The organism is Anoxybacillus gonensis, from assembly GCF_001187595.1.
GTDB classification, from domain to species: Bacteria; Bacillota; Bacilli; order Bacillales; family Anoxybacillaceae; genus Anoxybacillus; species Anoxybacillus gonensis.
Window position 1 is genome coordinate 2,512,803 of the sequence record NZ_CP012152.1, and the last position, 24,127, is coordinate 2,536,929.

At 41.8% G+C, this 24,127-nt stretch carries 24 protein-coding genes and 1 pseudogene; 5 read left to right on the forward strand and 20 right to left on the reverse strand.

Annotation, left to right across the window (positions count from 1 at the left end):
• Positions 1–50 precede the first annotated feature (50 nt).
• The 16 genes and pseudogenes from csrA to AFK25_RS13280 all read right to left on the reverse strand — a co-directional run bounded on the left by csrA (position 51) and on the right by AFK25_RS13280 (position 12,415).
• Positions 51–269, reverse strand: coding sequence for a carbon storage regulator CsrA (gene csrA, locus AFK25_RS13205; RefSeq protein ID WP_019417507.1), 219 nt, complete (start codon positions 267–269; stop codon positions 51–53).
• Positions 269–712 carry a flagellar assembly protein FliW gene (fliW, locus tag AFK25_RS13210; protein WP_019417508.1) on the reverse strand — a complete coding sequence of 148 codons (444 nt, stop codon included), beginning with the start codon at positions 710–712 and terminating at the stop codon, positions 269–271. The genes csrA and fliW overlap by 1 nt, the downstream gene beginning before the upstream one ends.
• A 59-nt stretch (positions 713–771) precedes the next feature.
• A complete protein-coding gene (locus AFK25_RS13215; RefSeq protein ID WP_035066142.1) occupies positions 772–1,326 on the reverse strand; it encodes a DUF6470 family protein in 555 nt (184 codons plus the stop codon).
• Positions 1,327–1,335: 9 nt separating this feature from the next.
• Positions 1,336–2,235, reverse strand: a complete 900-nt coding sequence (flgL, locus tag AFK25_RS13220; RefSeq protein WP_035066139.1) for a flagellar hook-associated protein FlgL — start codon at positions 2,233–2,235, stop codon at positions 1,336–1,338.
• Between the two features lie 15 nt (positions 2,236–2,250).
• Complete coding sequence (gene flgK, locus AFK25_RS13225) at positions 2,251–3,795, reverse strand: flagellar hook-associated protein FlgK (protein WP_019417511.1); 1,545 nt, start codon at positions 3,793–3,795, stop codon at positions 2,251–2,253.
• A gap of 23 nt (positions 3,796–3,818) precedes the next feature.
• Positions 3,819–4,298, reverse strand: a complete 480-nt coding sequence (locus AFK25_RS13230) for a flagellar protein FlgN (protein WP_019417512.1) — start codon at positions 4,296–4,298, stop codon at positions 3,819–3,821.
• 23 nt (positions 4,299–4,321) lie between these two features.
• Positions 4,322–4,591 carry a flagellar biosynthesis anti-sigma factor FlgM gene (gene flgM, locus AFK25_RS13235; protein ID WP_019417513.1) on the reverse strand — a complete coding sequence of 90 codons (270 nt, stop codon included), beginning with the start codon at positions 4,589–4,591 and terminating at the stop codon, positions 4,322–4,324.
• Positions 4,592–4,681: 90 nt separating this feature from the next.
• On the reverse strand, positions 4,682–5,089 hold the full coding sequence (locus tag AFK25_RS13240) for a TIGR03826 family flagellar region protein (protein ID WP_019417514.1): 408 nt from the start codon (positions 5,087–5,089) through the stop codon (positions 4,682–4,684).
• 22 nt (positions 5,090–5,111) lie between these two features.
• Positions 5,112–5,549 carry a YaaR family protein gene (locus tag AFK25_RS13245; protein WP_035066135.1) on the reverse strand — a complete coding sequence of 146 codons (438 nt, stop codon included), beginning with the start codon at positions 5,547–5,549 and terminating at the stop codon, positions 5,112–5,114.
• Positions 5,550–5,560: 11 nt separating this feature from the next.
• Entirely contained in the window at positions 5,561–5,785 is a 225-nt protein-coding gene (locus AFK25_RS13250) for a flagellar biosynthesis protein FlhB (RefSeq protein ID WP_128713021.1), read from the reverse strand.
• Positions 5,782–7,506, reverse strand: coding sequence for a hypothetical protein (locus AFK25_RS13255; RefSeq protein ID WP_128713020.1), 1,725 nt, complete (start codon positions 7,504–7,506; stop codon positions 5,782–5,784). Before AFK25_RS13255 ends, AFK25_RS13250 begins: the two co-directional genes overlap by 4 nt.
• 54 nt (positions 7,507–7,560) lie before the next feature.
• A pseudogene (locus tag AFK25_RS13260) lies at positions 7,561–8,230 on the reverse strand (ComF family protein).
• On the reverse strand, positions 8,227–9,567 hold the full coding sequence (locus AFK25_RS13265; RefSeq protein ID WP_035066129.1) for an ATP-dependent helicase ComFA: 1,341 nt from the start codon (positions 9,565–9,567) through the stop codon (positions 8,227–8,229). Before AFK25_RS13265 ends, AFK25_RS13260 begins: the two are co-directional and overlap by 4 nt.
• 66 nt (positions 9,568–9,633) lie before the next feature.
• Positions 9,634–10,476 (reverse strand): DegV family protein, encoded by an 843-nt coding sequence (locus tag AFK25_RS13270; RefSeq protein WP_019417520.1) that lies wholly within the window; start codon positions 10,474–10,476, stop codon positions 9,634–9,636.
• Between the two features lie 98 nt (positions 10,477–10,574).
• Complete coding sequence (locus AFK25_RS13275) at positions 10,575–11,255, reverse strand: response regulator (protein WP_035066126.1); 681 nt, start codon at positions 11,253–11,255, stop codon at positions 10,575–10,577.
• Entirely contained in the window at positions 11,255–12,415 is a 1,161-nt protein-coding gene (locus tag AFK25_RS13280; RefSeq protein WP_035066123.1) for a sensor histidine kinase, read from the reverse strand. Before AFK25_RS13280 ends, AFK25_RS13275 begins: the two co-directional genes overlap by 1 nt.
• 193 nt (positions 12,416–12,608) lie before the next feature.
• Between AFK25_RS13280 and AFK25_RS13285 the strand changes: the two genes are divergently transcribed.
• Both AFK25_RS13285 and AFK25_RS13290 read left to right on the forward strand, forming a co-directional pair.
• A complete protein-coding gene (locus AFK25_RS13285; RefSeq protein WP_035066122.1) occupies positions 12,609–13,247 on the forward strand; it encodes a YigZ family protein in 639 nt (212 codons plus the stop codon).
• A gap of 94 nt (positions 13,248–13,341) precedes the next feature.
• Positions 13,342–14,361 carry an LCP family protein gene (locus AFK25_RS13290; protein WP_035066119.1) on the forward strand — a complete coding sequence of 340 codons (1,020 nt, stop codon included), beginning with the start codon at positions 13,342–13,344 and terminating at the stop codon, positions 14,359–14,361.
• A 40-nt stretch (positions 14,362–14,401) separates the two neighbouring features.
• On the opposite strand, the gene AFK25_RS13295 is transcribed toward AFK25_RS13290, so the two are convergent.
• Positions 14,402–15,454: a glycosyltransferase family 4 protein gene (locus tag AFK25_RS13295; protein ID WP_019417525.1), complete on the reverse strand. Its 1,053-nt coding sequence runs from the start codon at positions 15,452–15,454 to the stop codon at positions 14,402–14,404.
• Between the two features lie 224 nt (positions 15,455–15,678).
• On the opposite strand from AFK25_RS13295, the gene AFK25_RS13300 reads away from it, so the two are divergent.
• Both AFK25_RS13300 and AFK25_RS13305 read left to right on the forward strand, forming a co-directional pair.
• A complete protein-coding gene (locus AFK25_RS13300; protein ID WP_019417526.1) occupies positions 15,679–15,897 on the forward strand; it encodes a hypothetical protein in 219 nt (72 codons plus the stop codon).
• Complete coding sequence (locus tag AFK25_RS13305; RefSeq protein WP_035066115.1) at positions 15,897–17,243, forward strand: SpoIID/LytB domain-containing protein; 1,347 nt, start codon at positions 15,897–15,899, stop codon at positions 17,241–17,243. The genes AFK25_RS13300 and AFK25_RS13305 overlap by 1 nt, the downstream gene beginning before the upstream one ends.
• 18 nt (positions 17,244–17,261) lie before the next feature.
• Here the strand turns inward: AFK25_RS13305 and AFK25_RS13310 are convergent, their stop codons facing one another.
• From AFK25_RS13310 to AFK25_RS13320, 3 genes are all read right to left on the reverse strand, one after another.
• Positions 17,262–18,011, reverse strand: coding sequence for an S-layer homology domain-containing protein (locus AFK25_RS13310; RefSeq protein ID WP_035066112.1), 750 nt, complete (start codon positions 18,009–18,011; stop codon positions 17,262–17,264).
• 10 nt (positions 18,012–18,021) lie between these two features.
• On the reverse strand, positions 18,022–19,464 hold the full coding sequence (locus AFK25_RS13315; protein ID WP_035066109.1) for an N-acetylmuramoyl-L-alanine amidase: 1,443 nt from the start codon (positions 19,462–19,464) through the stop codon (positions 18,022–18,024).
• Positions 19,465–19,726: 262 nt separating this feature from the next.
• A complete protein-coding gene (locus AFK25_RS13320) occupies positions 19,727–21,952 on the reverse strand; it encodes a S8 family peptidase (RefSeq protein ID WP_035066105.1) in 2,226 nt (741 codons plus the stop codon).
• A 185-nt stretch (positions 21,953–22,137) separates the two neighbouring features.
• On the opposite strand from AFK25_RS13320, the gene AFK25_RS13325 reads away from it, so the two are divergent.
• Positions 22,138–24,060, forward strand: a complete 1,923-nt coding sequence (locus AFK25_RS13325; protein WP_035066102.1) for a 5'-nucleotidase C-terminal domain-containing protein — start codon at positions 22,138–22,140, stop codon at positions 24,058–24,060.
• Positions 24,061–24,127: the final 67 nt, after the last annotated feature.

Consider the following 24,127-nt stretch of genomic DNA (forward strand, 5'->3'; position numbering starts at 1 on the left):
ATCTTTATATCGGAGTGAATATAAAAATGTTTAGTCATTTTTTTATTTTTTTATTGTTTTTTTAGCTGATCGAATAAATGCTGTGAAACGTGCAGTGCTTGCTTATTTTCTTCTTGAATGAGCCGATACACTTCTTTGCGGTGCACATCGATATGCTTCGGAGCAACGACCCCTAACTTTACTTGATCTCCTTCAATGGCTAACACTTTAATCTCAATAGTATCCCCAATCATAATAGATTCATTTTTTTTCCGGGTAAGAACGAGCATTATCGTTCCCTCCCCTCGTTCACTTCACGCAAAGAAAAACGAATCGGATAATCGGTATTGTGCAGAATCAATTGCTTTCCTATTTTATCTCGTACATTAATAACAACAGGTGCCTTTAAATTTAACGTTGATTCGACAAACGGCTCTTTCAGCGTCATAATAACATACACTAAACAATCTTCTGGAGACGTTAATTTTAATGTTTCCGCCTCATCTTCCGATAAGTCAAAAGCATATTCAGGATAAAAAGCAAACGGGTATGCAACGACAAACCCGACATGCTGATGATGAATAGACTGCAAAATGGCGAATGATGTCGATTCTTCAAGAGGCAAAATTACAAAATGCTTTTCTTCCTCGAATCCGGGAATTCCGTTTGGAAAGTATATAACTTGATCTTCACAAACTTCGACTTCGCCCAAAAATTTTGACACCATTTTCATCTTACCGAGCTCCTTCCTTATTTCACAGAAAAAGCGGCACATCAAGCACCGCTTCACATTTAATACTTCACATCAATCTGTATAGATGGATATTGAATCATATGACCAGAAACTTTCCCTTGTTTATACTCATGAATAGGCGGATTAACTTTCGCTTGGATAATCGGCTTATTCTTTTCCACTTCGATCTCCACGCGCGCTGGTTCATAGTGAACATCTACACTATCTACAGATGGAATAAATGTAATTCCAAGCTGGCGATATGGGCGCATGCCTTTTCCTGTTGCGATTTCTGCGATCGGATTACCGCCATGCTCGATTCGCATCAACCGTTCTCCTTCTTCCGCTTGTCTAGCAATCCCCTCAAGCAAAGCTTGGCGTCCTTCTTTAGCAAACCGGCTCGTCGACTCAAGCGGACCAATTAGCCCCATATCTCTCCATGCCCTTGATTGATCAATGGTGAGACGAGCAGGTTGTTTATAAATATGGAGCGAAGCCGGCGGCTGTTCGATATATAATTCTGCTTTAGGCTGCTCAATATGCTGTGTTGGTTTTTGTATGTTCAAACCGAGCATCGCTTTTACAGTACGAATTTGTATTTGCGGCATATTCATTTTACTCACCTAACGCAAAAAATCAATTAATGTCGGCTGAATGATTCGCGCTCCTACACTTAGTGCAGCACGATGGACACTTTCCTGTGAAATAAGCTCTGTAATTGCTTTTTCGTAATCAATATCCTCGTTATTCGACATCACTTTTGTCGTAATAACTTCTTGTGTCGCTAAGCGATTTTCCATCATTTCCACTCGATTTTGTTTCGCCCCAAGTTCCGAACGAGCTGCCAACAAGGCATTTTGTTGATTCTCAACTTGTGTTAAATAACTACCAATTGTATTCCCTGTACTCCCTGGGTTATTCAAAGCTGTCTTCAAGTTTTGTAGCATGCCAACGATGCCAGTCGAGGCATCTCCAAATAAAGCCGCACCATCAATATTCACTTCTAATTCAATTCCATCAAACACTTCAATTTTCACTTTGTTATTGTTTGTGCCAGCTGAAAACGAAGGGTCATCTGGATAGCCAACAAATAGTGGATTTCTTGTGTCAGTTCCGTGAAAAATATATTTTCCACCTACTTTCGTATTAGCAATATCAACAATATGTTTTTGTAGTTGGTCAATTTCATCTGCAATTTTTTTGCGGTCATCAGGTGTTGCTGTATCTGTTGATGCTTGGACGACGAGCTCTTGAACACGTTGCAGTGCCATTCCCACTTTATCCAGTGCATCATCAGCACTGTCAATCCAGTTATGCACTTCACCAATATTCCGCTGATATTGCTTTACACGTTGCAAACTCTCACGATACGCAATTCCTTTCATCGCCACAACAGGATCATCAGAAGGGCGAGTAATCTTTTTTCCTGTCGTTAATTGCTCCTGAATCGTTCCAAGCCTTTGATAACTTGTCGATAAATGTCGTAACATATTATGAGCAAGCATTGATTGTGTTACTCTCATCTCATCCACCTACCTTTATATTCCGACACGTCCCATACCGTTAATAATTTTATCAAGCATTTCATCAACGACTGTAATCATGCGCGCAGCTGCACTGTACGCATGCTGAAATTTAACTAAATTTGTCATCTCCTCATCAAGAGAAACGGAGCTGACAGACTGGCGATTTTCATTGACAGACTTAGCTAACGTGTCCGCATTCACTTTCATTCTTTGAGCTTGTTGACCATCTACACCAATTTGCCCAATGAACCCTTCATAGAACGTTTGAATCGTTCCACCTTGAATAGGAACAGAAACAGGACTTCCTGAAATGGTGACCGTTCCACTCGTAATAAGCAAATCTTTTATTTTAGATAGATTTAGGGCATTTTCACCATTCCCAGGTTCGTTTAATGCAGTAGAAGCCGCAATTTTAGATAAATCGTTAATGCTCACTTGGATTGCACCCGCCGCTCCACTTACTGAACCCACACTAAAGAAGTCCAATCCTGTTGAGTTATCAAGTCCATATCCCGCGCGATGTTGGGCATTAAACATTTCCGCAAACGAGTATGCCATTTGATCTAATTTATTCAACATATCCGGATAATATCCAACAACGCTAGTAGGCGTACTTCCATACCCGTATGCTTCAATTAATGCTTTTATTTTTCCGTTCGCAAAGTCGTTTGGGGCAATCGTCGTACCGTCTGATAAAACAACGTTACGAACATATCCATTCGGATTCGTCGGGTCGCCAGAAATGCTCGGATCGATCGATAACGTTTTATATCCTGTACTTGATACAACTTCAATGGCTGCGCCAGTTGAATCAACGATTGAAATTTTGTAAATCCCCTCAGCAATCGGCAAAGCATTGCCACCCGTTGGTTGCTTGTCTACTTTTACTTGCACATACTTCGACAATTCGTCCACAAGCGCATCACGCCGATCATACAAGTCGTTCGGCAAATATCCATTCGGTTCAATCGCTTTGATTTGGTCGTTTAATTCACTAATTTGTCTTAAAATGGAGTTTACCTCCAATAACCCCGTTTTAATTTGTTGACCTAAATCTTCACGAATTTGCGTCAGCGAACTATGCAAATAGTTAAAAGATTCTGCCACAGCAATGCCACGTTGTCTAACCGCCGCACGCGCACCCTCATTTTCTGGACTAACACTCAAATCTTGGAGAGACTCCCAAAATTGTGTCATCGCCTTCGCCAAGCCAAACTCAGTCGGCTCATTCATCACATCTTCCATTCGGCTAATAGCATCCAAACGCGTACTCCAGTAACCTGACTTCGTGCTTTCATTGCGATATTGGTAATCTAAAAAACTATCTCTTATTCGCTGAATCGATCCTGCTTCCACCCCTGTTCCCATCTGCCCCGGAATATTCGGGCGATTCATTGAAGCTGCTGGATATGGCTCTGTTTGGTTAAAATTCACACGTTGTCTTGAAAAATCCGGCGTATTAGCGTTCGCGATATTATGCCCTGTTACGTATATAGCTGATTGTTGTGTAAACATGCCCCGTTTAGCGACTTCTAATCCATGAAATGTAGACCTCAATGATATCTCCTCCAGCTTTTTATTTACACTTTCGAATCAAAAATAGACTGTCGCTCCTCATAAGAAGTTGGCTCATTGTTAGCACGATATTGTATATCTTTTCTTTGCGGATGCAACGCATCAAGCATGACGCAAACAAACTGTAACGATTGCTCAATAAGTTGTTGATTCAGCTCATTTATCCGTTTAAGTTCTTCAATATGCTGTAATAATTGCTTTCGCAACTCATGGAGAATCTTCTGTTCTTGCTCATCTGCATAACGCAAACATGATTCTACTGTTTGCTCTCCATCAATCCCTGTGATTTGCGTAACTATTCGCGCACGCTTTTTTTCTAACTGATTAAGCATCGCTACGTGTACTTGTTCTTCTCTTACAATGTCATCTAAAGCAGCGAAGTCCCCTTTTTTTAGCGCTTCCGTCTTTCTGTTTGCACTACTTTTTAATTGTTGATGCGTTTCGATATAATCACGCAACACACCAACAAGTTGCTGAATAGACAAATGAATCGCCCCTTTATGCCCATCTACTGCTTTCCTTGTTTATAAAACGCATATATACTTTTTGCTACTTCATAATTGTCAATTTGATACGTCCCGTTTTGCACACGTTCTTTTATGTCAGCAAGTTTTTTTTGCCGTTCTTTCTCCCATAAAGCTAACTGTTGCAGTTCTTTTGCCTCAACAGAAATATCGACTTGATCATTTTCTTTTAAACGCTTATGTTTTGAGACATCGCTTTCTATTCTGGAGCGATACGCATAAACATTTGACAGACGAACATGATCGATTCTCATCCTACTCCCTCCTTTTTTTCATGTATTACAAAACGAACGTTTCTTTATATTTATTATCGTCAAAAGAAAAAAAACATTTACAACAACACATTACTTTTCATCTTTTTTTATATAATATGTTGGGTTATTATTTTGTTTGTCTTTTCTTTTTTCTTCTTCATAGATCATATGAAGTTGTTTATTGACGTCTTTATTGCACGATTCACATAATTTTCCTTCACGAATAATTGTTCCACATCGAGCGCAAGGATATCCTAAATGAGGAAATTGACGTAATTGTAACCTCCCTGTTTTGATAAATTTGAACAACAATGCCTCTTCAACACCAGTAGCTTCTACGACTTGGGTAATTGTTGCCATCCGATTTTCTCTTTTACGTAAAAAATTATATACAACCTCAAAAGCTTCTTCCTCTTCCTTATAGCATTTCTCGCATATATCGCGAAATTTTGTTTTAAGAAACAGACCTCCACATACCGGACAATTGTCAAGATTCATAATTACCTCCCCCTTCTTTACTCTATACATATATGTTAATGATTAACCCTCGAATCGCATCAATTGTACCTAATAAATCTAATGTCGTTTTTTGTTCATTTAACAAATCTTCTGTTAATCGGATCAGTTGCTTGTCAATTTCTTTTACAATTTTATATACGCGAGATCGTCCATTCCACCCAAATCCATACTGCTCTGATAATTGAAGCCCATTTTTTACCGTCTCATCGATGCATTGTTTTACAAGCTTTTTATATTTCCTTAAATCTTCTATTGTCCGCGATTCAACAAGTTTTTTTCCTTGTTCTTCAATTTCCCTGATTCTCTTTTCGAATTGTTCACCAACTAACCGATGATGCTGTTGACCTATTATTTCTGAAAATGATATTGAAGAAGATACAACTTGTTTTGTTTGCGATACATCAACAGAACCTATACTTTCCACTCTTTTGATTTCCATGTCGTCCGCTCCTATGATCGTTCAATTGCACGAATCAATTTTAACACTTCTCCAATTGCTGCGTATAGCTGTACAGGCATTCGATATTCTGGATCCATTAAGTTTTTAGCCAACTCCTCATCTTTTTGCACATACGGATAGTTCGTTAGTATATCCATTGTACTTACATTCACCGAAAAAGAGCCAGACTTTTGTTCGTAACTCGATATGGCCGTAAAATAATGATTTCCGTTCATATTCTCCACTCACGTTTCCTTTCTACATTCTTTGTATATTTAAGTTCAGGATCAGCGACTTCTTCTTTCGGTTCTTCTAGCTTGGCAATAACAATATCTCTTACTCGATACCCAATAGTTTCTAAATTTTCTTTTGTTGTGTTTATAAAGCTACGCAACGATTGATCAACTGCATCATCTTCTGTACGAATGGTTAATGTCACTTGTCTTTGTAGCGCTTGAAAAGAAACAGATACTTTTCCGTACCGTTCTGTATTCAACAAAAAGTATAAATAGCAATTTTCCCAATCTACTTTCCCATTTGCATTTCTCGAATGCAAATAAATTTGTACCGTTTTTATTTCCTCACCTTGTAAAAACGGTAATTGATAAAACATTGTTTGGGTATGACTTTCTTCTTGAAACTTGCTTAACAGCTGTTGCCCAGTAATATTCATCAACGCCTGTTCGGCTGTTTTAAACAAAGGATGCCCTTCATTTTTGGTCATTTTTATTAACCACGTTTTCAAGTTTTCTGCCGGTACTAAATCTTTCTCTACCAACAAAGAGCGAACAAGATCCTTTTCATGATAAAAACCAAGTTGGCGAAACTGTTCCAACACGTAGCGAGCAGACACTTCATCGTCCTTTGGCGGATGGGATAACATATGTTTCAATTGTTGAAATATTTGTTTTTCCATCGTCCAATGGCGGTTTAATTTTTCATTTGATGAAATGCGCACTATTTTTTGTTGAGAAGGTTGGAATTGAATTTGTTGAAGCATGTTCTTACTTTCCTGCACACATTTCAACGCTTGATCCATGCGTCCGTTTATTATCTCTGTTTTCGCTTCGGCAAGTTTGGCACTAATTTGAAGAAGTTTTTTCTCCATCTCCATATCAGCTAAATTTATTAAGTCTCCTTGTGAAATGACACGATCAAGCGCACGAACGGCTGCCTCGATAAAGTGTTTTCCTCGCTCTCTTGTTTGTAAATTTTGCTCCTTTTTAATAATTTCTATTGCTTTTTCTATTTTTGTATTTATATTTCTTTTTTCCTCTTTGAAATTACGCTCAGCCTCTGTCATTTTTTCTGTTACTGTTTTTACGATTACTTCTTTCATCTGTGAAGGTACAGATGGCATCCACTCTTCCTTAATTGAAAACGAAGAAATTTCTCCATATGTTAACTGCTCACTTTGTATAGTGTCATCTTGTACAACGAGAGGATCTATCACTTTCATCAATTTATTCAATTGTTCATCAAAACTAGATTCCTTCAACGCTTCATGAATGCATTGCAATTGAAAAGTGTTGATCGGTATCTTTTTACTAACCATCGTTTCAATCGTTTTTATTTTTTCTTTGACTGTCCCTTCTGCCATTTCAAAAAAACGCTGTAAGTTTAATTTTTCTTCGAGAGATAAACTTTTCCCTTGCTTGGAAAATATTTTTTCAATATCTTGTAAAAAATGTGAAGTGATGTGCCCTTCTCGTTTCTCACATACTACGTTCCATATTCCGTCAGATTCACTTACGAATCGGACAAAACATGTTGATTCCTTCGGCACTTCTCCCTCGAATTGAACGTGTACATCTTGTCCTTGTATCGTCACAATGGCTTCACCATTTCCTAAATGCTTTTTTACCTTCCCAACATATACGCCTTCAGAACATAGCGGAGAAAAAGAATATAGAGATTGTACACGATTCATCGCCATCTCCCCACGAAGTTCCATCACCACTCACACTCCACTCACTCTTTTCTTTTATTATCGGCATACAAAAAGACAATGTTAACTACGAATTAATGTAAACGAACAAATATCTTGCGCACCTGCGTCATAAAGAAGTTTTGCCGCTTCGTGCACCGTCGCCCCTGTCGTGTAAATATCATCTACGATTACAATGCGCTTTCCTGCGACACTTCCTTCAGCGACAAAAAACTTCCGTCCGACAAAGCGTTCACGTCTCGTTTTTTTTCGATTGTTTTTCGCCGTCGATCCGTCGCAAAGGGGAAATGATTGGAAATGGTAAAAGCGAAGCAATCGCTTCCGCTTGATTAAATCCGCGTTCAACTAATCGAGAAGGGCTAAGCGGAATAGGGACGAGAAGCACATCAGAAGAAAAATGTTTCGAGAAAACTGCGCGAATATCATGACGAAACGCTTCGACAAGCGCATAATCACCGCGAAATTTAAAACGGTTCATCACTTCTTTCATCCAATCATTATACATATACACCGAGACGTTTTGTTTTAAAGCACTTTTTCGTTTCTCCCACGCGATACAATCTTCACATACCGCTTGATCACTGAAACGGCTGCATCGTTCACAACAACTTCCTTCCAGACGAATAAAACGTGCACGGCAATGCGGGCAACAAACATCCGCTTGACGAATCGTCAAAAGGATGGAAAACGACATGTGTGGCATCCATTCATCATGACAAATGACACATTTCATTCGTCGATCAATCCTCTCTTTCGCGCTTCTTCGTTCATACGTACAATATGGCGCTTTGCTTTAAGCATTGCTTTCGTTTTTCCAAAATGAAAAAAGCGAATATCACCTGTCGGATATTGGGCACTCCGCCCGACCCGTCCAGCAATTTGCACGAGCGCACTTTCGGTAAAAATCGGTTGTTCTGCACCTAACACAGCGACATCAACGTTGGGCACAGTCACCCCGCGCTCTAAAATGGTCGTTGTCACGAGAATAGGAATTTGCCCGCGCCGAAAAGTGAGCACTTTTTCTTTTCGTTTCGGATCTTCGGCATGCACCCCTTCAATGTGCGGATGAAATTGTTGCAAGTACGGAACAACTTGTTGTAACAAGTCGATGTGGGGAACGAATACAAAAGCTTGCTTCTTTTGTTCTAAACGGGCATACATCCATTGAACGACACATAAAGGTAAACGGTGGTGACGCCACTTTTTTTGCCAATTGCCGCACCATTCAAATGTAGGGACAGGGAGTGGGTGACGATGATAGCGCGCAGGAATGGTTACCGCTTTTCGCTTTCCACTTTTTACTTCATATTGCCATTGTTCGTTAGGTGTTGCGGTTAAGTAAATGAGTGAAGACGTCGGTTTTCGAGCACGTTCAACGGCATACGAAAGCATCGGATCAACGCTATACGGAAATGCATCCACTTCATCAACAATCATGACATCGAACGCCCGATAATACCGAAGTAGTTGATGCGTCGTTGCCACCGTCAATGAAGCAAGTTTACCACGGTCTTCGCTACCGCCATATAATGCCGCCATATCGACCGATGGAAATACGCTCGCCAAGCGCGGAGCTAGCTCTAATACGACATCTGTGCGCGGAGCGGCGATGCAAACGCGCTTTCCGCGCGACAGCGCCAGATTGATTCCCGCAAATAACACTTCCGTTTTTCCTGCACCACATACGGCCCAAACGAGCAAAGAGTCGTTTCGATCAATCGCCTGACACACTTCGTCGGAAGCAAGTTGTTGGGCTGGGGATAGTTTACCGCTCCATTTCAGCGGTGAAGAAAAAGAGGTGGAGGGAATTGGGCCCGTCCATATGACGAGCGGATTGCATTCGCTACATCGTCCCATCATGACACATTTTCGACAATACGTACATATGCGTCCGCACCGAGCGCACGGAAAAGAGGCAAAAAGTTGTTGATCCTCATTGTCGCATCGCACACAGCGATAACCTTTTTTCGTTTTGACGATACTGTCAACGATTTGAACATGTTTCGCATCATGAGAAAAAGAAAGTTCAGACTTTAGCAGCTGCTTGCCTGCGAGATGCAACGAAATCACCTCACTAAAAAAGAAGTGGACGAGTCGCCCACTTCTTCTATTCGCGCTAATCAAAAGAATTCCTGTTTATTTTTTGTACCAACCGAATCCCATTGCTCCTTCACCTAAATGTGTGCCAATGACCGGTCCGAAATAACTAAGGAAAAATTCAACGTGCGGGTATTGTTGTTCGAGCTTTTCTTTCCATGCGCGCGCTTCTTCTTCACGATTCGCATGAATGATGACCGCACGCATCGGAACGCCCAGCATCGCATCTTCAGCAAATAGCTCTTCTATTCGGCTTAACGCTTTTTTACGTGTACGAATTTTTTCAAACGGCACGATCACTTTATCAACAAAATGTAAAATCGGTTTCACTTGTAAAAGGCTGCCGATAAACGCTTGTGCGCCACTTAGCCGCCCACCGCGCTGCAAATGGGATAAATCATCAACCATAAAATAAGCGCGCACCGATCGCTTCATTTCATCTAGCCGCGCAATAATCGCCTCTGGATGCATACCTGCTTGTGCCATTTCTGCTGCCTCTATCGCATAAAAACCTTGCACCATGCAGCTAATTTCCGAATCGTATGCATACACGCGAATGCCTTCAACCATCTGCCCTGCGGAAACGGCTCCTTGGTACGTTCCACTAATGCCGCTTGATAAATGAATCGAAATGACCGCATCGTATTGTTTTGCAAGCTGCTCAAACGTTTCAACAAATAGACCAATCGGCGGCTGTGACGTTGTCGGCAGTTGTTCGCTCGTTTTTACTTTATCAAAAAAATCTTCTACACCTATATCGATTTCTTCTCGATACGTCTCCGTTCCAAAGACAACACTTAAAGGAATGATATGTATATTCAACTGTTCGCGAATATGCTTCGGGATATATGCTGTACTATCTGTTAAAATCGCCGTTTTCATTGCCTTTACCTTCCTTGTCCAAAATTTTTCCTACTTGCATTGTACTACATTATAAATATCCTTGCATTGAAAAAGGTTGTCGAATTCACTCGACAACCTTATTTCACTTCCACCCAGCCGTTTTTAATCGCAACAACAACCGCTTGCGTGCGATCATTAACATTTAATTTTTGCAAAATGTTGCTTACATGGTTTTTGACCGTTTTTTCGCTAATAAATAGCGCATCAGCAATACCTTTATTACTTTTTCCATCGACCAACAACTGCAACACTTCACATTCGCGGCGCGTCAATAAATGGTACGGTCGGCGTATCGCTTGTTTTTGCTTCTCTTGTCCTGTTCCCTCTCCAGCGATGAGACGACGATATTCTTTCACAAGATTATGCGTCACTTTCGGATGCAAGTACGAGCCGCCTTCCGACACAACACGAACTGCTTCAACTAAAGCGTCAGCATCCATTTCTTTTAACAAATATCCCATCGCCCCTGTTTGCAAGGCGTGCATGACGTAACTTTCATCATCGTGAATCGACAAAATGATCACTTTTGTATCCGGATACGCCTCGATGAGTTGGCGCGTCGCCTCCACGCCATTGACATGCGGCATATTAATGTCCATGATGACGACATCTGGTTTATATTGATCAACAAGCGCCAGCGCTTCGTCTCCATCGCATCCTTCCGCAACAACTTCAAAATCTTGTTCAAAATCTAAAATGCGTTTAATTCCTTCTCGAAATAGTTTATGGTCATCAATTAAAACGATGCGCTTTTTCACTATTGTTCCCCCTTCTCTTGCATCTTATGGAGCGGTATATGCATTGTAACGATCGTTCCGCGTCCAAGTTGTGAGTAAAGATGTAGCTTCCCTTCCAACCATTCGATACGCTCACGCATACCGATTAATCCGAATGCTTTATCTTTTTTTTCATTCGGATTAAATCCTTTGCCATCATCTTTCACGACGATCAGCAAACTATCTTTTTTTAGCTCTATTTTCACTTGAATCTCCTTCGCCTCCGCATGCTTTAACGCATTTTGCACAGCTTCTTGCACGAGGCGGAAAATAGCGACTTCAAAACGATCGGACAAGCGACGCACTTCTCCTATGTATGTAAACGTGATGGTTTTTTTATAATATTCTTCGATCGTTTGTAAATATTTTTTTAACGTTGGAATTAAACCGAGATCATCAAGCGCCATCGGACGCAAATCGTAAATGATGCGGCGCACTTCGTATAAAGCAGAGCGCACCATTTTTTTTAAATCGCGCACTTCACGAATCGCTTCCTCCGCTCCGCGTTCACGATAAATGCGTTCAATTAAGTCGGAACGCATAATGACGTTCGCGAGCATTTGTGCTGGGCCATCGTGTATTTCTCGCGACAACCGCTTCCGCTCTTCCTCTTGCGCTTCAATAATGCGCAATCCAAATTCTTGCTTTTTGTTTGCCCCCTCAATGAACTCACTTAACTCTCGAAAGTCTCCATTTAAATAACCGAGCACAACGGTCACTTGTCCAATTAAATGATCGGCTCGTTCAATCGTTTCTTTCACAGAAGCTAACCGTCTTTCTAATTCATCTCGGCGCCGACGTAATTGTTTTTCCTTTTCTCTTGTCATTGCAAGTTCCATTTGTAGCGAATGCGCTTTCTCATATGTTTGACGGATTTCCTCTTCAGAGTATAACGAAAAGCTTTTACTTACTTCTGATAGACGTTGACGTGCTAGCCTTTCCTTTATCTCCAATTGATCCGCCTGCTGAATAACTCGACTCACCTCTCCCTTGATTTCATAAAGTTCAGCGAGTAATCGATCACGTTCCTTATACGACTGTTCGCTAATATGAAAAATTTCCTTTTTGCTTTGACCTACCGTTTCAATCATTTTTTTTACAATTCGGTCGAGCTCTTTTGCATTTATTTTTTTATTGGACATACACACCACCTGAGAAAAAATGAACAAAAGTCAAAAAAACAACTTTTCTGACTTTTATTTAAATGCTCTTCTTGCTTTGAACATTAGACAGATCGTTTTATAATTTTCATTATAGCATGTTTCATCTATTTCCATCAGCATTTTTCGACAAAAAACGCACAACATTCCAATAAGTATTCGAGGTGATTACACGTTGTTAGAGGCATACTATACGGTAAAAGGATATGGAGAGGCAGAAATCGTCATTGAAAAATCGCGCTTCATTTGTTACGTCGAACGAGCAACAACAGAAGAAGAAGCGATTCGCTTTATCCAACAAATCAAGAAAAAACATTGGGATGCAACACATAACTGTTCCGCATATATGATCGGCGAACACGATCACATTCAAAAAGCAAACGATGATGGCGAACCGAGCGGCACGGCAGGCGTTCCAATGCTCGAAGTGTTGAAAAAGAAAAAGTTAAAAAACACCGTCGTCGTTGTCACACGATATTTTGGGGGCATTAAACTCGGCGTTGGTGGGCTTGTGCGCGCTTACGGAAAAGCAGTGACAGAAGGACTAAAAGCCGCAGGCATTGTCGAACGTAAACTGATGCGGATCATGCATACAACGTTTGACTATACATGGCTTGGGAAAGTCGAAAATGAACTGCGCGCCTCTACTTATACGATAAAAAACATTCATTATGCAGAACACGTAACGATTGACACATATGTCGAAGAAAAACAAAAAGAAGATTTCCGCGCATGGATGACAGAACTGACTAATGGGAAAAGCACCATTACAGATGGCGAGCATGTATACGTCGAGTTTGATGTCGCGCAGTAAAAAAATTTTCGTTTACGACTGCATAAAAATTTTGTAAAATGATGATTGTTTACATGTCGATATTTGTTGAACTTTTGAAAAAAGGGGAACGACGATGCAAAATAGACGAGCATATATGAAAAAAAGGAAAAAACGAAGAAAAATATGGACATTTGTTCTACTCCCATTGCTTCTTCTTATCATCGGGGGAGGGGCATACGCCACGTTTCTTTTCAATAAAGCGCAGTCCGTCATTCAGCAGTCGTTTGAACAAATTGACGGACGCGAAAAATCAGAAAAGCGAATAAAAGAAGTTGATCCGAATTCAGATAACATTTCTGTTTTATTTATCGGCGTAGACGACAGCAACATTCGCCAAAAGAAAGGAATGGGGGCGGTACGTTCCGATGCGCTTGTCCTTGCGACATTTAACGTGAAAGATAAAACGGTAAAATTGCTTAGCATCCCACGCGACTCTTACGTGTACATTCCAATCGAGAAAAAATACGATAAAATTACACACGCTCATGCATACGGTGGAGTAAAAGCAACGGTCGAAACGGTTGAAGAATTGCTCGATATTCCAGTCGATTATTACGTCAAGATGAACTTTGAGGCGTTTGTTGATGTCGTTGACGAACTCGGTGGCATTGAGTTTGATGTCCCTTACGAACTTCGCGAAATGGATTCACATGATCGGAAAAACGCGATTCATTTAAAACCAGGCTTACAAACATTAAACGGCGAAGAAGCGCTGGCGCTTGCAAGAACACGTAAATATGACAACGACATCGAGCGCGGCAAACGCCAACAAGAACTGATGAAAGCAATCTTCAAAAAAGCGATGAGCGTAAAGTCGCTCACGAAATTTGACGATGTGATGGAAGCGGTCGGGAAAAACATGACGACGAACTTAACGTTTGAGGAAATGAAAGGCTTCTTTGCTTATGCAACAAAGGGAACAGGTGCAAACATCGAAACGCTTCATCTCAAAGGAGAAGACGCACGCATTAGCGGTGTATATTATTACCGACTTGATGAAGCAACAGTAGATGAAATTAAACAAACGTTAAAAACACATCTTGACGTATCGTCTTATCAAGCACAAACCGAACAATTCGCTCAAGAACAATGAAAGAGGGTGTCTCGCGAGACACCCTCTTTCATTTAATGAATTATGAAATTTTTTTCATGCCGCGAACCATCTTCAGTAGCGGACGATAATCTTTCCCGACAAGCCCAACTTTCTCGACAACAAGCTCAACAACAAGCAACACAAACGCAATGACGACTAATGCGCCAAACATCGTCGCTTTCGATAATACAACTGCCGCAAGACCAAACATCGCTGCCATGCCATAAATAATTAATACTGTTTGACGATGGCTGTATCCAAGACGCAATAAGCAATGATGCAAATGCGATTTATCCGGTGCGGATAACGGTTGCTTATTAACGATGCGTCTGACGATGGCAAATAACGTATCTGAAATAGGTACCCCTAAAATCAAAATCGGGATAATTAACGAAAACACCGTAACGTTTTTAAAGCCGAGAAGCGATAACACAGAGATCATATAGCCTAAAAATAATGCCCCTGTATCGCCCATAAAAATTTTCGCTGGATGGAAATTATATAAAAGAAAACCGAGCGTACTTCCGAGCAATAATAAACTCATCGCAAAGACGAACACGTACGTATTGCCCATCGTCGCTGCCATTCCAGCAATCGTGACAAGCGCAATGGACGATACGCCAGCAGCTAAACCGTCCAAACCGTCAATTAAGTTAATGGCATTGGTAATCCCGATAATCCAAAGCATCGTAATCGGGATGCTTAATAATCCAAATTGTAAATGGCCACCAAATGGCAAGTTAATAAAATCAACGCGAATGCCGCCGTACACGACGACAATGGCGGCAATAATTTGACCGAGCAGCTTCCACTTTGGCGGCAACTCATATATATCATCAAGCACACCCGTTAACACGATGATTGTCGCACCAATGACAATCGCCGTCGCATATGGGCTAGCTGGTTTCAATACAAAATAGCCGACGATAAAACTAATAAAAATCGCTAATCCACCTAAACGAGGCATAATTTTTTGGTGCACTTTCCGCTGATTTGGCTTGTCCGTTGCCCCAACTCGAAACGCCAACCATTTCACGACAGGCGTAATGAGCACAGCTAAAACAAAACAAAGAAATAAGGTGAAATAAACCATAGGAAACCTCCCTATTCGTTAGCATTCCCGATTTTTCAATCAATTATTGTTTAAAAAGTAACACTTTCTACCATCTCTTTTCACAAACCTATCAGACATTATACCATAAATTTTAAAATCGACAAATGGAAAATAGAAAACTAGAATGTTGTTACATTTTCGTCCTTTTTGTTGAAATGATTTGTTATAATGTGAGATAAATAGAAATGAGGGAGGAGAAAACGGTGAAAAAAAGAACGATTGTCATGATGGTGCTTGCAGCGATGTTAACCGTTTCTGCATCAAAAGCACTGGCAAATAGCGAACCTGTTTTAGCAAGTGTAGAATGGGTGCTGGCAAAAATAAACCCGCTAAATGAGCGAGTCACGAAACTTGAACAGCGCGTTCAGCAGCTCGAGCAAGAAGTCGAGAAATTGAAACAACAAATAGAGGCGGCGAAGTAATGATGAAAAGTATTCGATGGATCGTAGTCGCTTTTAGCATGTTTCTTTTTACCCCAACATCCGTTGATGCAGCAACATATCCGACACCCGTAAAGGTAAAACTATTGCCGACTGCAACGTTCCTTGCGACAGTAAATGGAAACTATCAACTCATTGATTTGAAAACAAAACAAGTGATCCCATTTACAAATCCGATTGCTTTTTCACAAATGAACGGGGCAGTCGTCGCAACAATCAATGGCGTTTCTTACACATCGACAAGCGGTTTTTTATTAGATGAAGTGACAAGAAACGACCAACACGACGTCACGATCGGCAGCATTCAACAAGCAAACGGGACATCAGCACCTGTAAAATACCGAGGTTCATTTGAAATTACACCAGGACAAACGGCACCAAACTTATTTAATACGTTAGACATCGAAGACTATTTGAAAGGTGTTGTCCCTGGGGAAATGCCATCATCTTGGCATAAAGAAGCGTTAAAAGCACAAGCTGTTGCTGCACGTAGCTACGCATACGCTCAATTGAAAAAATCATCATTTTTGCAAATGACTGTGGCGAGCCAAGTGTACGGTGGAAAATCAAAAGAACAAGCAACATCTACCGCAGCAGTCAACGAAACGGCAGGTGTGTATGCGACATATCAAAATGAGCCGATTGCTGCCTATTTTCATTCAAGTTCTGGCGGGAATACAGAAAATAGCGAAAATGTGTGGAGCAGCGCTGTGCCATACATTCGCTCTGTTTCCGATCCGTACGATCGCCATGCGAGCAATCCACATTACGGATGGAACGGAAAAGTCGCAACAAATGTCGTATCATCAAAATTTAAACTAACAAACGAACAAGTCGTGTCGCTTCGTGTCACGCAAAAAACAAGTGCAGGAAGCGTACAACAAATGGAAGCGACTGTGTACAATCCTGCCACAGGGCAAAAACGTACTGTGCAAGCGCGACCTTCGTTTGTATCATCACCTGATGCATTTCGTTCATTTTTTGGCATTTCATTAAAAAGTATTGCCTTCGATGTCAAAGGAAATGCCAATGTAAAAGTAAAACTTGCGGACGGTTCAGAACAAACGGTCGATCATATTGTTGGCTACACACTTCAAACGAATAGCGGACAAACGATCATTTCAAACGGAAATGCTTCGATTCGTACAGAAAATGAAACGATTTACTATCCAACCGCTCCAACTGAATTTACATTCACAGGAAATGGATGGGGGCATCGACTTGGCATGAGCCAATGGGGTGCGCGTTCAATGGCGGAAAAAGGGTTTACGTACGATCAAATTTTAAAGTACTACTATAAAGGAATCGAAGTAAAAAAAATCAAATAGGCTGTGCACATGCACAGCCTATTTATTTTGTAGCGCTCGATCCATAAATGTAGCAAAGTGAGCGCGCGTCGTCGGTTGTTCTGGATAAAAATATCCATTACTTCCTTCCGCAATCCCATGTTGAGAGATAATGCGAATTTCTAGCGCCCCTTCTGTTCCACTCGCTACATCTTTATATCCTGCATATGGCGATGACGTTGCCTGCAGGCGAAAAGCGCGTTGAATAATCATCGCCATATGTTTTCGCTTCATGGACTCTTGAGGGGCAAAACGATTGTTTGGATACCCTCCGACAAAACCAGCCTCATATGCTGTCATAATTTCGCGAGCAAACGGATGAGAATTTGGGACATCCGCAAAAATCGATGGCTTGTTTGATAACGGAAGTTGAAATGCTCTAACAAGCATCGCTGCTGCTTGCGCACGCGTAATTGCTTGATTCGGGGCGAATAAACCATCCCCCACGCCACCGACAATGTTTTGACGATATAAACGAGCGACCGAAACATACGCCCAATGCCCGAGCGGAACATCTTTAAACACTTGCGGTGATTCCACAGCTGTTTTCATTTTCGTGAGCTGTTGTTCCAGTTGTTTCATCTTTTCGTCAATTTGATTTAAACGGCTATTTGTATCCGCTATTTGTTGCTCTGTCCACGGCGCTGTTGCAATTTCTTGCTCTTCACTTGCCCCCGCATGTTCCTGCTCGCACGCTGTTAAGAACAACCCGCAAACAAAAACGATAGGAAGAATCCACTCGCGCACCATGCCACCTCCTCTATTGTGATGTATAGTATTTCACAATCCCTTGATAAATCGCTTCAGCATATAGATTTTGATATTCGGCTGACGTTAATTTCGCACGATCTTCTGCGTTAGAAATAAATCCAAGTTCGACGAGCACGCTTGTCACACTATTGTTGCGCAAAACGTAAAGTCCGCTATTTTTCACGCCTCGATCGACCATATTCGCCATGCGGACAATCTCCTCTTGAATGTATTGTGCTAATTTTTTACTTTCCTCTCCGTTCGGATTCGTCGACGAATCGTAATACACTTCTGCTCCTTTCGCACTTGTATTTGTCGCTGAATTTGTATGAATGCTGACAAACATTTCTGCGTAGTTGTTTTTCGCGATATTTACGCGATCTTGCAACGTCGGATACACATCTGTCTCTCGCGTCATAATAACGGTTGCGCCTGCTTTTTCAAGTTTTTCTTTTACAAATTTCGCCACTTCAAGCACGATCGTTTTTTCGTTCGCTCCTCCGCTCATGGCGCCAGGATCTTTTCCACCGTGTCCTGCATCAACGACAATAACGCGCCCTTTCACAGGGGAACCTGCGATATTCCGCAATTTTAAATACGTTTTATGCACGTAAGCAAACTGACCGTTATAAGCAATTTTTGCCCAATAGCCATTAAGATCGTACACATCCACAACTTGGCCTTTTTGCAATGTTCCAACAAGCACCCCTGTCGCTGCTGGCGTTTGTCGAACATTAAGCGTAGCAGTCGTCACCGTTCCTTGAATGTTCGTTTTGCCTTGTTCAATTAAGTCCGGCAACGGTAAACGGAACTGATCGTTAATCGTCCGCGCTAACAACGTCGCAAATTCAGCACGGGAAATCGCATCTTTCGGGAAAAATTGTCCGTCCCGTCCGTTCGCTATACCGTGATAATATAGACGATTAATGTGCGCAAGGGCCCAGTGACCTGTCGTATCTTTAAATACGGAAGCAGCCTCAACCGCAGCACCTTTGCTCGGAAGGGAAAAGGCGTTCACAAGAACGATGCTCATTTCCGCGCGGGAAAGACTGTCATTTGGACGAAAATTCGTCGTACCGTCTCCTCCCATAATGCCAAGCTGTACCGCACGCGCAATCCAGCCACGCGCCCAATGATTGGCCGGGACATCTTGAAATGACAACGTTCCGTCTTTCCACTCTGTCTGTCCGAGAGCGCTGACGATCATTTTCGCCGCTTCTGCCCGCGTCACCGATTGCGCCGGACGAAACTCCGATGTTTGTCCAGCGTGATAACCGTTAATAATTTGCGCATGTGCTAAAAAATCAATTTCATTTTTTGCCCAATGGCCGTCTGTAACATCAACAAATCGTCCTTCTTGCTTTAATTCTGTATTTGCCCAACTATGCATAGGAACAGAAAAAAAAGCAAGAAAAACGATCAAAAGACAATATACGTGACGTTTCCCCAGCATATTCTTCTCCCTTTCGACATTTTTCTATCATCAAGCATAACAAACAATCCTAACCTTTTCCATACCCGACAACGCATATTTTTCTTTTCGACACGTCTCTATCTTTTTTCGACAAAAAACGACACAAAGCGACAATTTTATACAGCAAAGTTATTATTTTTGTAGTGATTTTTTTAAAAAAAACGGCTATACTTACTTATGCGATAAGGTTTTGGTTGCTAAGTCAGCCTCCCCACCCATTTGGAAACGGTGGGGCTTTTTTTTATGCTGTTTTTGTCGAATATTGTCGAATAAGTGTCGAAACACGCACAAGCATCGCGCACATTTGCGCCCTCGTCACAGGTTCGTTCGGATGAAAATATGACGTTTTCGCAACGATCCCTCGTTCTGCTAACAACTGCACCGCTTTCCACATATCTTGTTGTGTTACATCTTGAAATGGGAAAACAGAACGAATCGGCTCGTTCTCTAGTTGAAGCGCACGCATGAGAAGTAAAGCAAACTGTCCGCGCGTCAGTTGCTCATGTAACAATGCTTTTCCTCCCGTTCCTTTCACAATTCCTTTTTCCGCTGCCGTCGCTACTAACAACGCATTCGTAGCTGTCAATGGCACATCGACAAAAGGAGCGGACAACAAAGATGGCACTTCCCAACCGAACAGGCGAGCAAGCATCACAATGCTTTCTCCGCGCGTTAAAGGGGTATTTGGACGAAACGTCCCGTCTTCATACCCGCGTATCATTCCAAGTTGTTGTGCCTGTAAAATATCGCTATACGCCCAATATGTTTTCTTTACATCGGAAAACGGCGTTGGTCGAATAGGAACAGCACGAACATCGGAAGCGATCACTCGTTGTTGTTCATCTGTGATGACAACCGCCACGTCTCCTTGTTGTTTCGCTAGATCAAACAAACGAAACGGCATCATCTCCTGATGAATAACGAATGAGTGAACAAGTTTTCCATTGATAAAAAGGTGACCATTTTTCCCTACAAAACGCGAAGACAAACCTAACATATACGTACGATTTTTTTCAATGGGCTGTCCCGGTTGTAAGTTCAGCCAGTCGATGTTTGACGGAGCCGATAACGCAAGCGCTTGTTGCCATTGAATAATTCCATCCCCTGTGTACATATCATATCCGCGCCAATATACATCTTTCGCCGTCTTCCATATACGGTTGCGAAGTTGAAACGCATCTTCTTCTGGATACATTGCGCGCAATACAGCCAATAGCGCGGAGACGTGCGGAGCAGCCATCGACGTGCCGCGCATCTCCCGATAACCTGATGGATATGTGCTTATTAAAAAATCCCCAGGGGCGCTTACTTCTACGTCCCAACCATAATTCGAAATAGAAAGCGGCATTTGTTGTCGATCAACCGCTGCGACCGTAATGACTCCAGGGTAGCTGGCCGGATAAATATTTGTCGTTGGCATATGGCTATTGCCAGCCGCTGCCACAACATGCACACCACGTTTGACAGCTTCTTCGATGACCGCTTTTAACACTTCCGTTTCTCCTTGACCGGCTAAGCTTAAATTAATAATCGAAGCGCCTTGCTCAAGCGCATATTTGACCCCTTTCGCAATTTCAAAATCACCGCCGACTCCGTAACGGTCTAACACTTTAATCGGCAAAATATCTACCGGCGCATCTCCAATTAGTCCTGCTATTCCTTTTCCATTATTGACGCTAGCAGCTAAAATGCCTGTCACATGCGTCCCATGCCCAAACGTATCATCCGCATAGCGCTTGTTTTCTGCATAATCAACGCTTACACTATACAGCACATGATCGTTTAAATCTTCATGTTGTACGACACCCGAATCGACAACCGCAACAAGGACATGATTGACACCTTTCAATTCCACGATGCGCGGGCGATTCGTCCAATTTGGCGCCGTAACATATAGATGAATCGTTGACGAAGGACGGGGGATGAGAACATCAAGTCGAGGAAGTTCACCTTCGTTCTCCCCTAACGTCGCCCCTTTTTCATCTTTCACCTGTATACGCCATGGTCCTTCGATATGATCCACTGTGACAGAAAGGCGAGATAATGTTTCTTCACCAAGCGCGATGACGATATGTTCACCGAAAAACGCCTCTCCGTCATACACTTCTTCTCGTCCATCAACAATCATCGTTTTTCCAATGAGCCGGTTCACCGATGTCACTGTTGGAAAATGCCAACGAACCATCCCCAAAGACCATTGCTCCGAAAACAACGGGTCATTGACAGCTGCTCGCTTCATATCATTTTTCTCCATTTTTAAAACAAACGGCAAACGGGAAATGTGTTCTCGTTCTTCTTCTGTGACCACCACTTTCGCAAACGTTCCGACCGTATCTACGACGTATGATTGAATATCGGAGAAATTGGACGGATGCTGCACTTGCACAATCCATTCCTCTTTTTCATCCGCTTGAACGACAGAAGGAAATAAAAAGAAAACAACACATAGCCATAACCATCTGCTCACACTTGCCACCTCCTACTTACTTCCATTGTATCGCGTCCACTTCGACATGAATAGACAAAAACGACACTTGTATAAAAGTAGTGATTTAACTAAAAAATAAAAGTTTTTTAACATTTTAGTGAAAAAATTTTATAGAATTTTGTTATAATTTAATAGAGTCATAATTAAGTAGAGGAGGAAAACGTATGCACAAAATGCAAAAACGGTTCATGCTCATCTGTATGTTAGTCGTTGCTTTTGTACTTCAACCGCAAACGTCAGAAGCAAGCGAGCATGTAACGCGCGGGGAGTTTATTCAACAACTGATTACAACGCTTGGGGTCGATGTGAAAAGAGAGGTAAAAGACCTTCCCTTTACAGACGTTGACCCACAACTTGCACCTTACGTCGAAGCTGCCATTCGTCTTGGCATCGCAAGCGGAAAGACAGAAACGACATTTGCACCAAATGAAAAATTAACACGTGAACAAGCGTATGTATTTCTCATTCGTTCGTTACAGCTTCGCCATCACTACGCAACGAACGTATTTAAATTGTACAAAGATGGAGAAGCGACAAAACCTTGGGCAAAACAATCGCTTGCTGCAGCACTTCACCTCGGGTTACTTCAAGGATATAGCGACAAAACGATTCGACCACAACAATGGCTCACAGCTGAGCAAACGAAAGCCATTTTAAAGCGTTACGAAACGAACATTGAAAAAATTACGTTTATTCATACAAATGACACACATGGCCGCATTATTGCGAACGAAAAGAACGGGGAAATGGGCTTTGCAAAAATCGCAAAAATCGTCCAAGATACACGCCAAAAAAATAAACAAACGCTACTTGTTGATTTAGGAGATACGTTCCATGGCACAACATACGTCAACTTAAATAGCGGACAAGCTGTCGTCGACTTAATGAACGCAATGAAATATGACGCAATGGTTCCTGGAAATCATGATTTCAACTATGGGCAAAACCGTTTGCTTGAGTTAACGAAAGCGGTTCAATTCCCAGTCGTTAGCGGAAACATTTATAAAAACGGACAACCGTTTTTGCCTGCCTATACGATTAAACAAGTCGGCAACAAAAAAATTGCGCTTGTCGGCTTAACAGCGACAGATACAGCAGTAAAAACAAATCCTGCTGGCATTGTCGGCATTACATTCGCCGATGAAGAAGCGACGTTAAAACAACTTGTGAGCGAATTAAAAGGAAAAGTAGACCACATTGTCGTCTTATCACACTCCGGTTTACAAACAGACGAAAAACTTGCGAACAATGTATCAGGTGTCGATGTCATTCTCGGCGGTCATAGCCACGATACAATTGAAGCGCCGAAAAAATTTAAATACGCATATGTTTCGCAAGCGTTTGAATACGGAAAAGCACTCGGACAAACGAATTTATTATTCTACAAAGGTAAACTGATCGGCGTCAACGGCTTCTTATATCGCGATCATGCAACAAAACAAGAAGATGCCGCTGTCCGTTCCATCGTAGACACGTACAAAAACACGACAGATTCGACACTACAACAAGTCATCGCAACTATTGACGTCAACTTAGATGGGGAACGTGCAAATGTACGTACGAAAGAAACAAACCTTGGCAATCTCATTGCAGATGCGATGCGCCAAGCGCTACAAACGGATGTTGCCCTAACAAATGGTGGCGGGATTCGCGCTTCCATTCCAAAAGGAGATGTGACGCGCAACCATATTTTAACGACATTACCGTTCGCCAATACACTTGTAAAAGTATCTATGAGTGGGGCGGATTTGAAAAAAGCGCTTGAACATGGCGTGCGACTCTATCCTGAACAAAATGGAGGCTTCCCGCACGTGTCAGGCATTCGTTTCACATTTGATGCGACAAAACCAGCTGGATCGCGCATTACATCCGTTGAAATTAACGGACAACCGCTTGATGAAGCGAAAACATACACTGTCGCAACAAATGACTTCATCGCAAAAGGCGGTGACGGCTACGACATGTTCGCCGCAAGTAAAATAGAATTTGATAGCGGTGAATTATTAAGCACCGTAGTCATGAACTACTTACAATCACAAAAACCAATTCCAACAGTAGAAGGAAGAATTACTGTCACGAATCAATAAAAGACGTCCAACCGGGCGTCTTTTTTTACTTCAAATTCCAAAATACGTGACAAAAGGAAGGACTATG

Bases quoted from the DNA above. Each gene is read 5' to 3' on its own strand.
- csrA (WP_019417507.1), bottom strand. From the start codon at position 269: ATGCTCGTTCTTACCCGGAAAAAAAATGAATCTATTATGATTGGGGAT.
- fliW (WP_019417508.1), bottom strand. From the start codon at position 712: ATGAAAATGGTGTCAAAATTTTTGGGCGAAGTCGAAGTTTGTGAAGAT.
- AFK25_RS13215 (WP_035066142.1), bottom strand. From the start codon at position 1,326: ATGAATATGCCGCAAATACAAATTCGTACTGTAAAAGCGATGCTCGGT.
- flgL (WP_035066139.1), bottom strand. From the start codon at position 2,235: ATGAGAGTAACACAATCAATGCTTGCTCATAATATGTTACGACATTTA.
- flgM (WP_019417513.1), bottom strand. From the start codon at position 4,591: ATGAGAATCGATCATGTTCGTCTGTCAAATGTTTATGCGTATCGCTCC.
- AFK25_RS13240 (WP_019417514.1), bottom strand. From the start codon at position 5,089: ATGAATCTTGACAATTGTCCGGTATGTGGAGGTCTGTTTCTTAAAACA.
- AFK25_RS13245 (WP_035066135.1), bottom strand. From the start codon at position 5,549: ATGGAAATCAAAAGAGTGGAAAGTATAGGTTCTGTTGATGTATCGCAA.
- AFK25_RS13250 (WP_128713021.1), bottom strand. From the start codon at position 5,785: ATGAACGGAAATCATTATTTTACGGCCATATCGAGTTACGAACAAAAG.
- AFK25_RS13270 (WP_019417520.1), bottom strand. From the start codon at position 10,476: ATGAAAACGGCGATTTTAACAGATAGTACAGCATATATCCCGAAGCAT.
- AFK25_RS13280 (WP_035066123.1), bottom strand. From the start codon at position 12,415: ATGTCCAATAAAAAAATAAATGCAAAAGAGCTCGACCGAATTGTAAAA.
- AFK25_RS13290 (WP_035066119.1), top strand. From the start codon at position 13,342: ATGCAAAATAGACGAGCATATATGAAAAAAAGGAAAAAACGAAGAAAA.
- AFK25_RS13295 (WP_019417525.1), bottom strand. From the start codon at position 15,454: ATGGTTTATTTCACCTTATTTCTTTGTTTTGTTTTAGCTGTGCTCATT.
- AFK25_RS13305 (WP_035066115.1), top strand. From the start codon at position 15,897: ATGATGAAAAGTATTCGATGGATCGTAGTCGCTTTTAGCATGTTTCTT.
- AFK25_RS13310 (WP_035066112.1), bottom strand. From the start codon at position 18,011: ATGGTGCGCGAGTGGATTCTTCCTATCGTTTTTGTTTGCGGGTTGTTC.
- AFK25_RS13315 (WP_035066109.1), bottom strand. From the start codon at position 19,464: ATGCTGGGGAAACGTCACGTATATTGTCTTTTGATCGTTTTTCTTGCT.
- AFK25_RS13325 (WP_035066102.1), top strand. From the start codon at position 22,138: ATGCACAAAATGCAAAAACGGTTCATGCTCATCTGTATGTTAGTCGTT.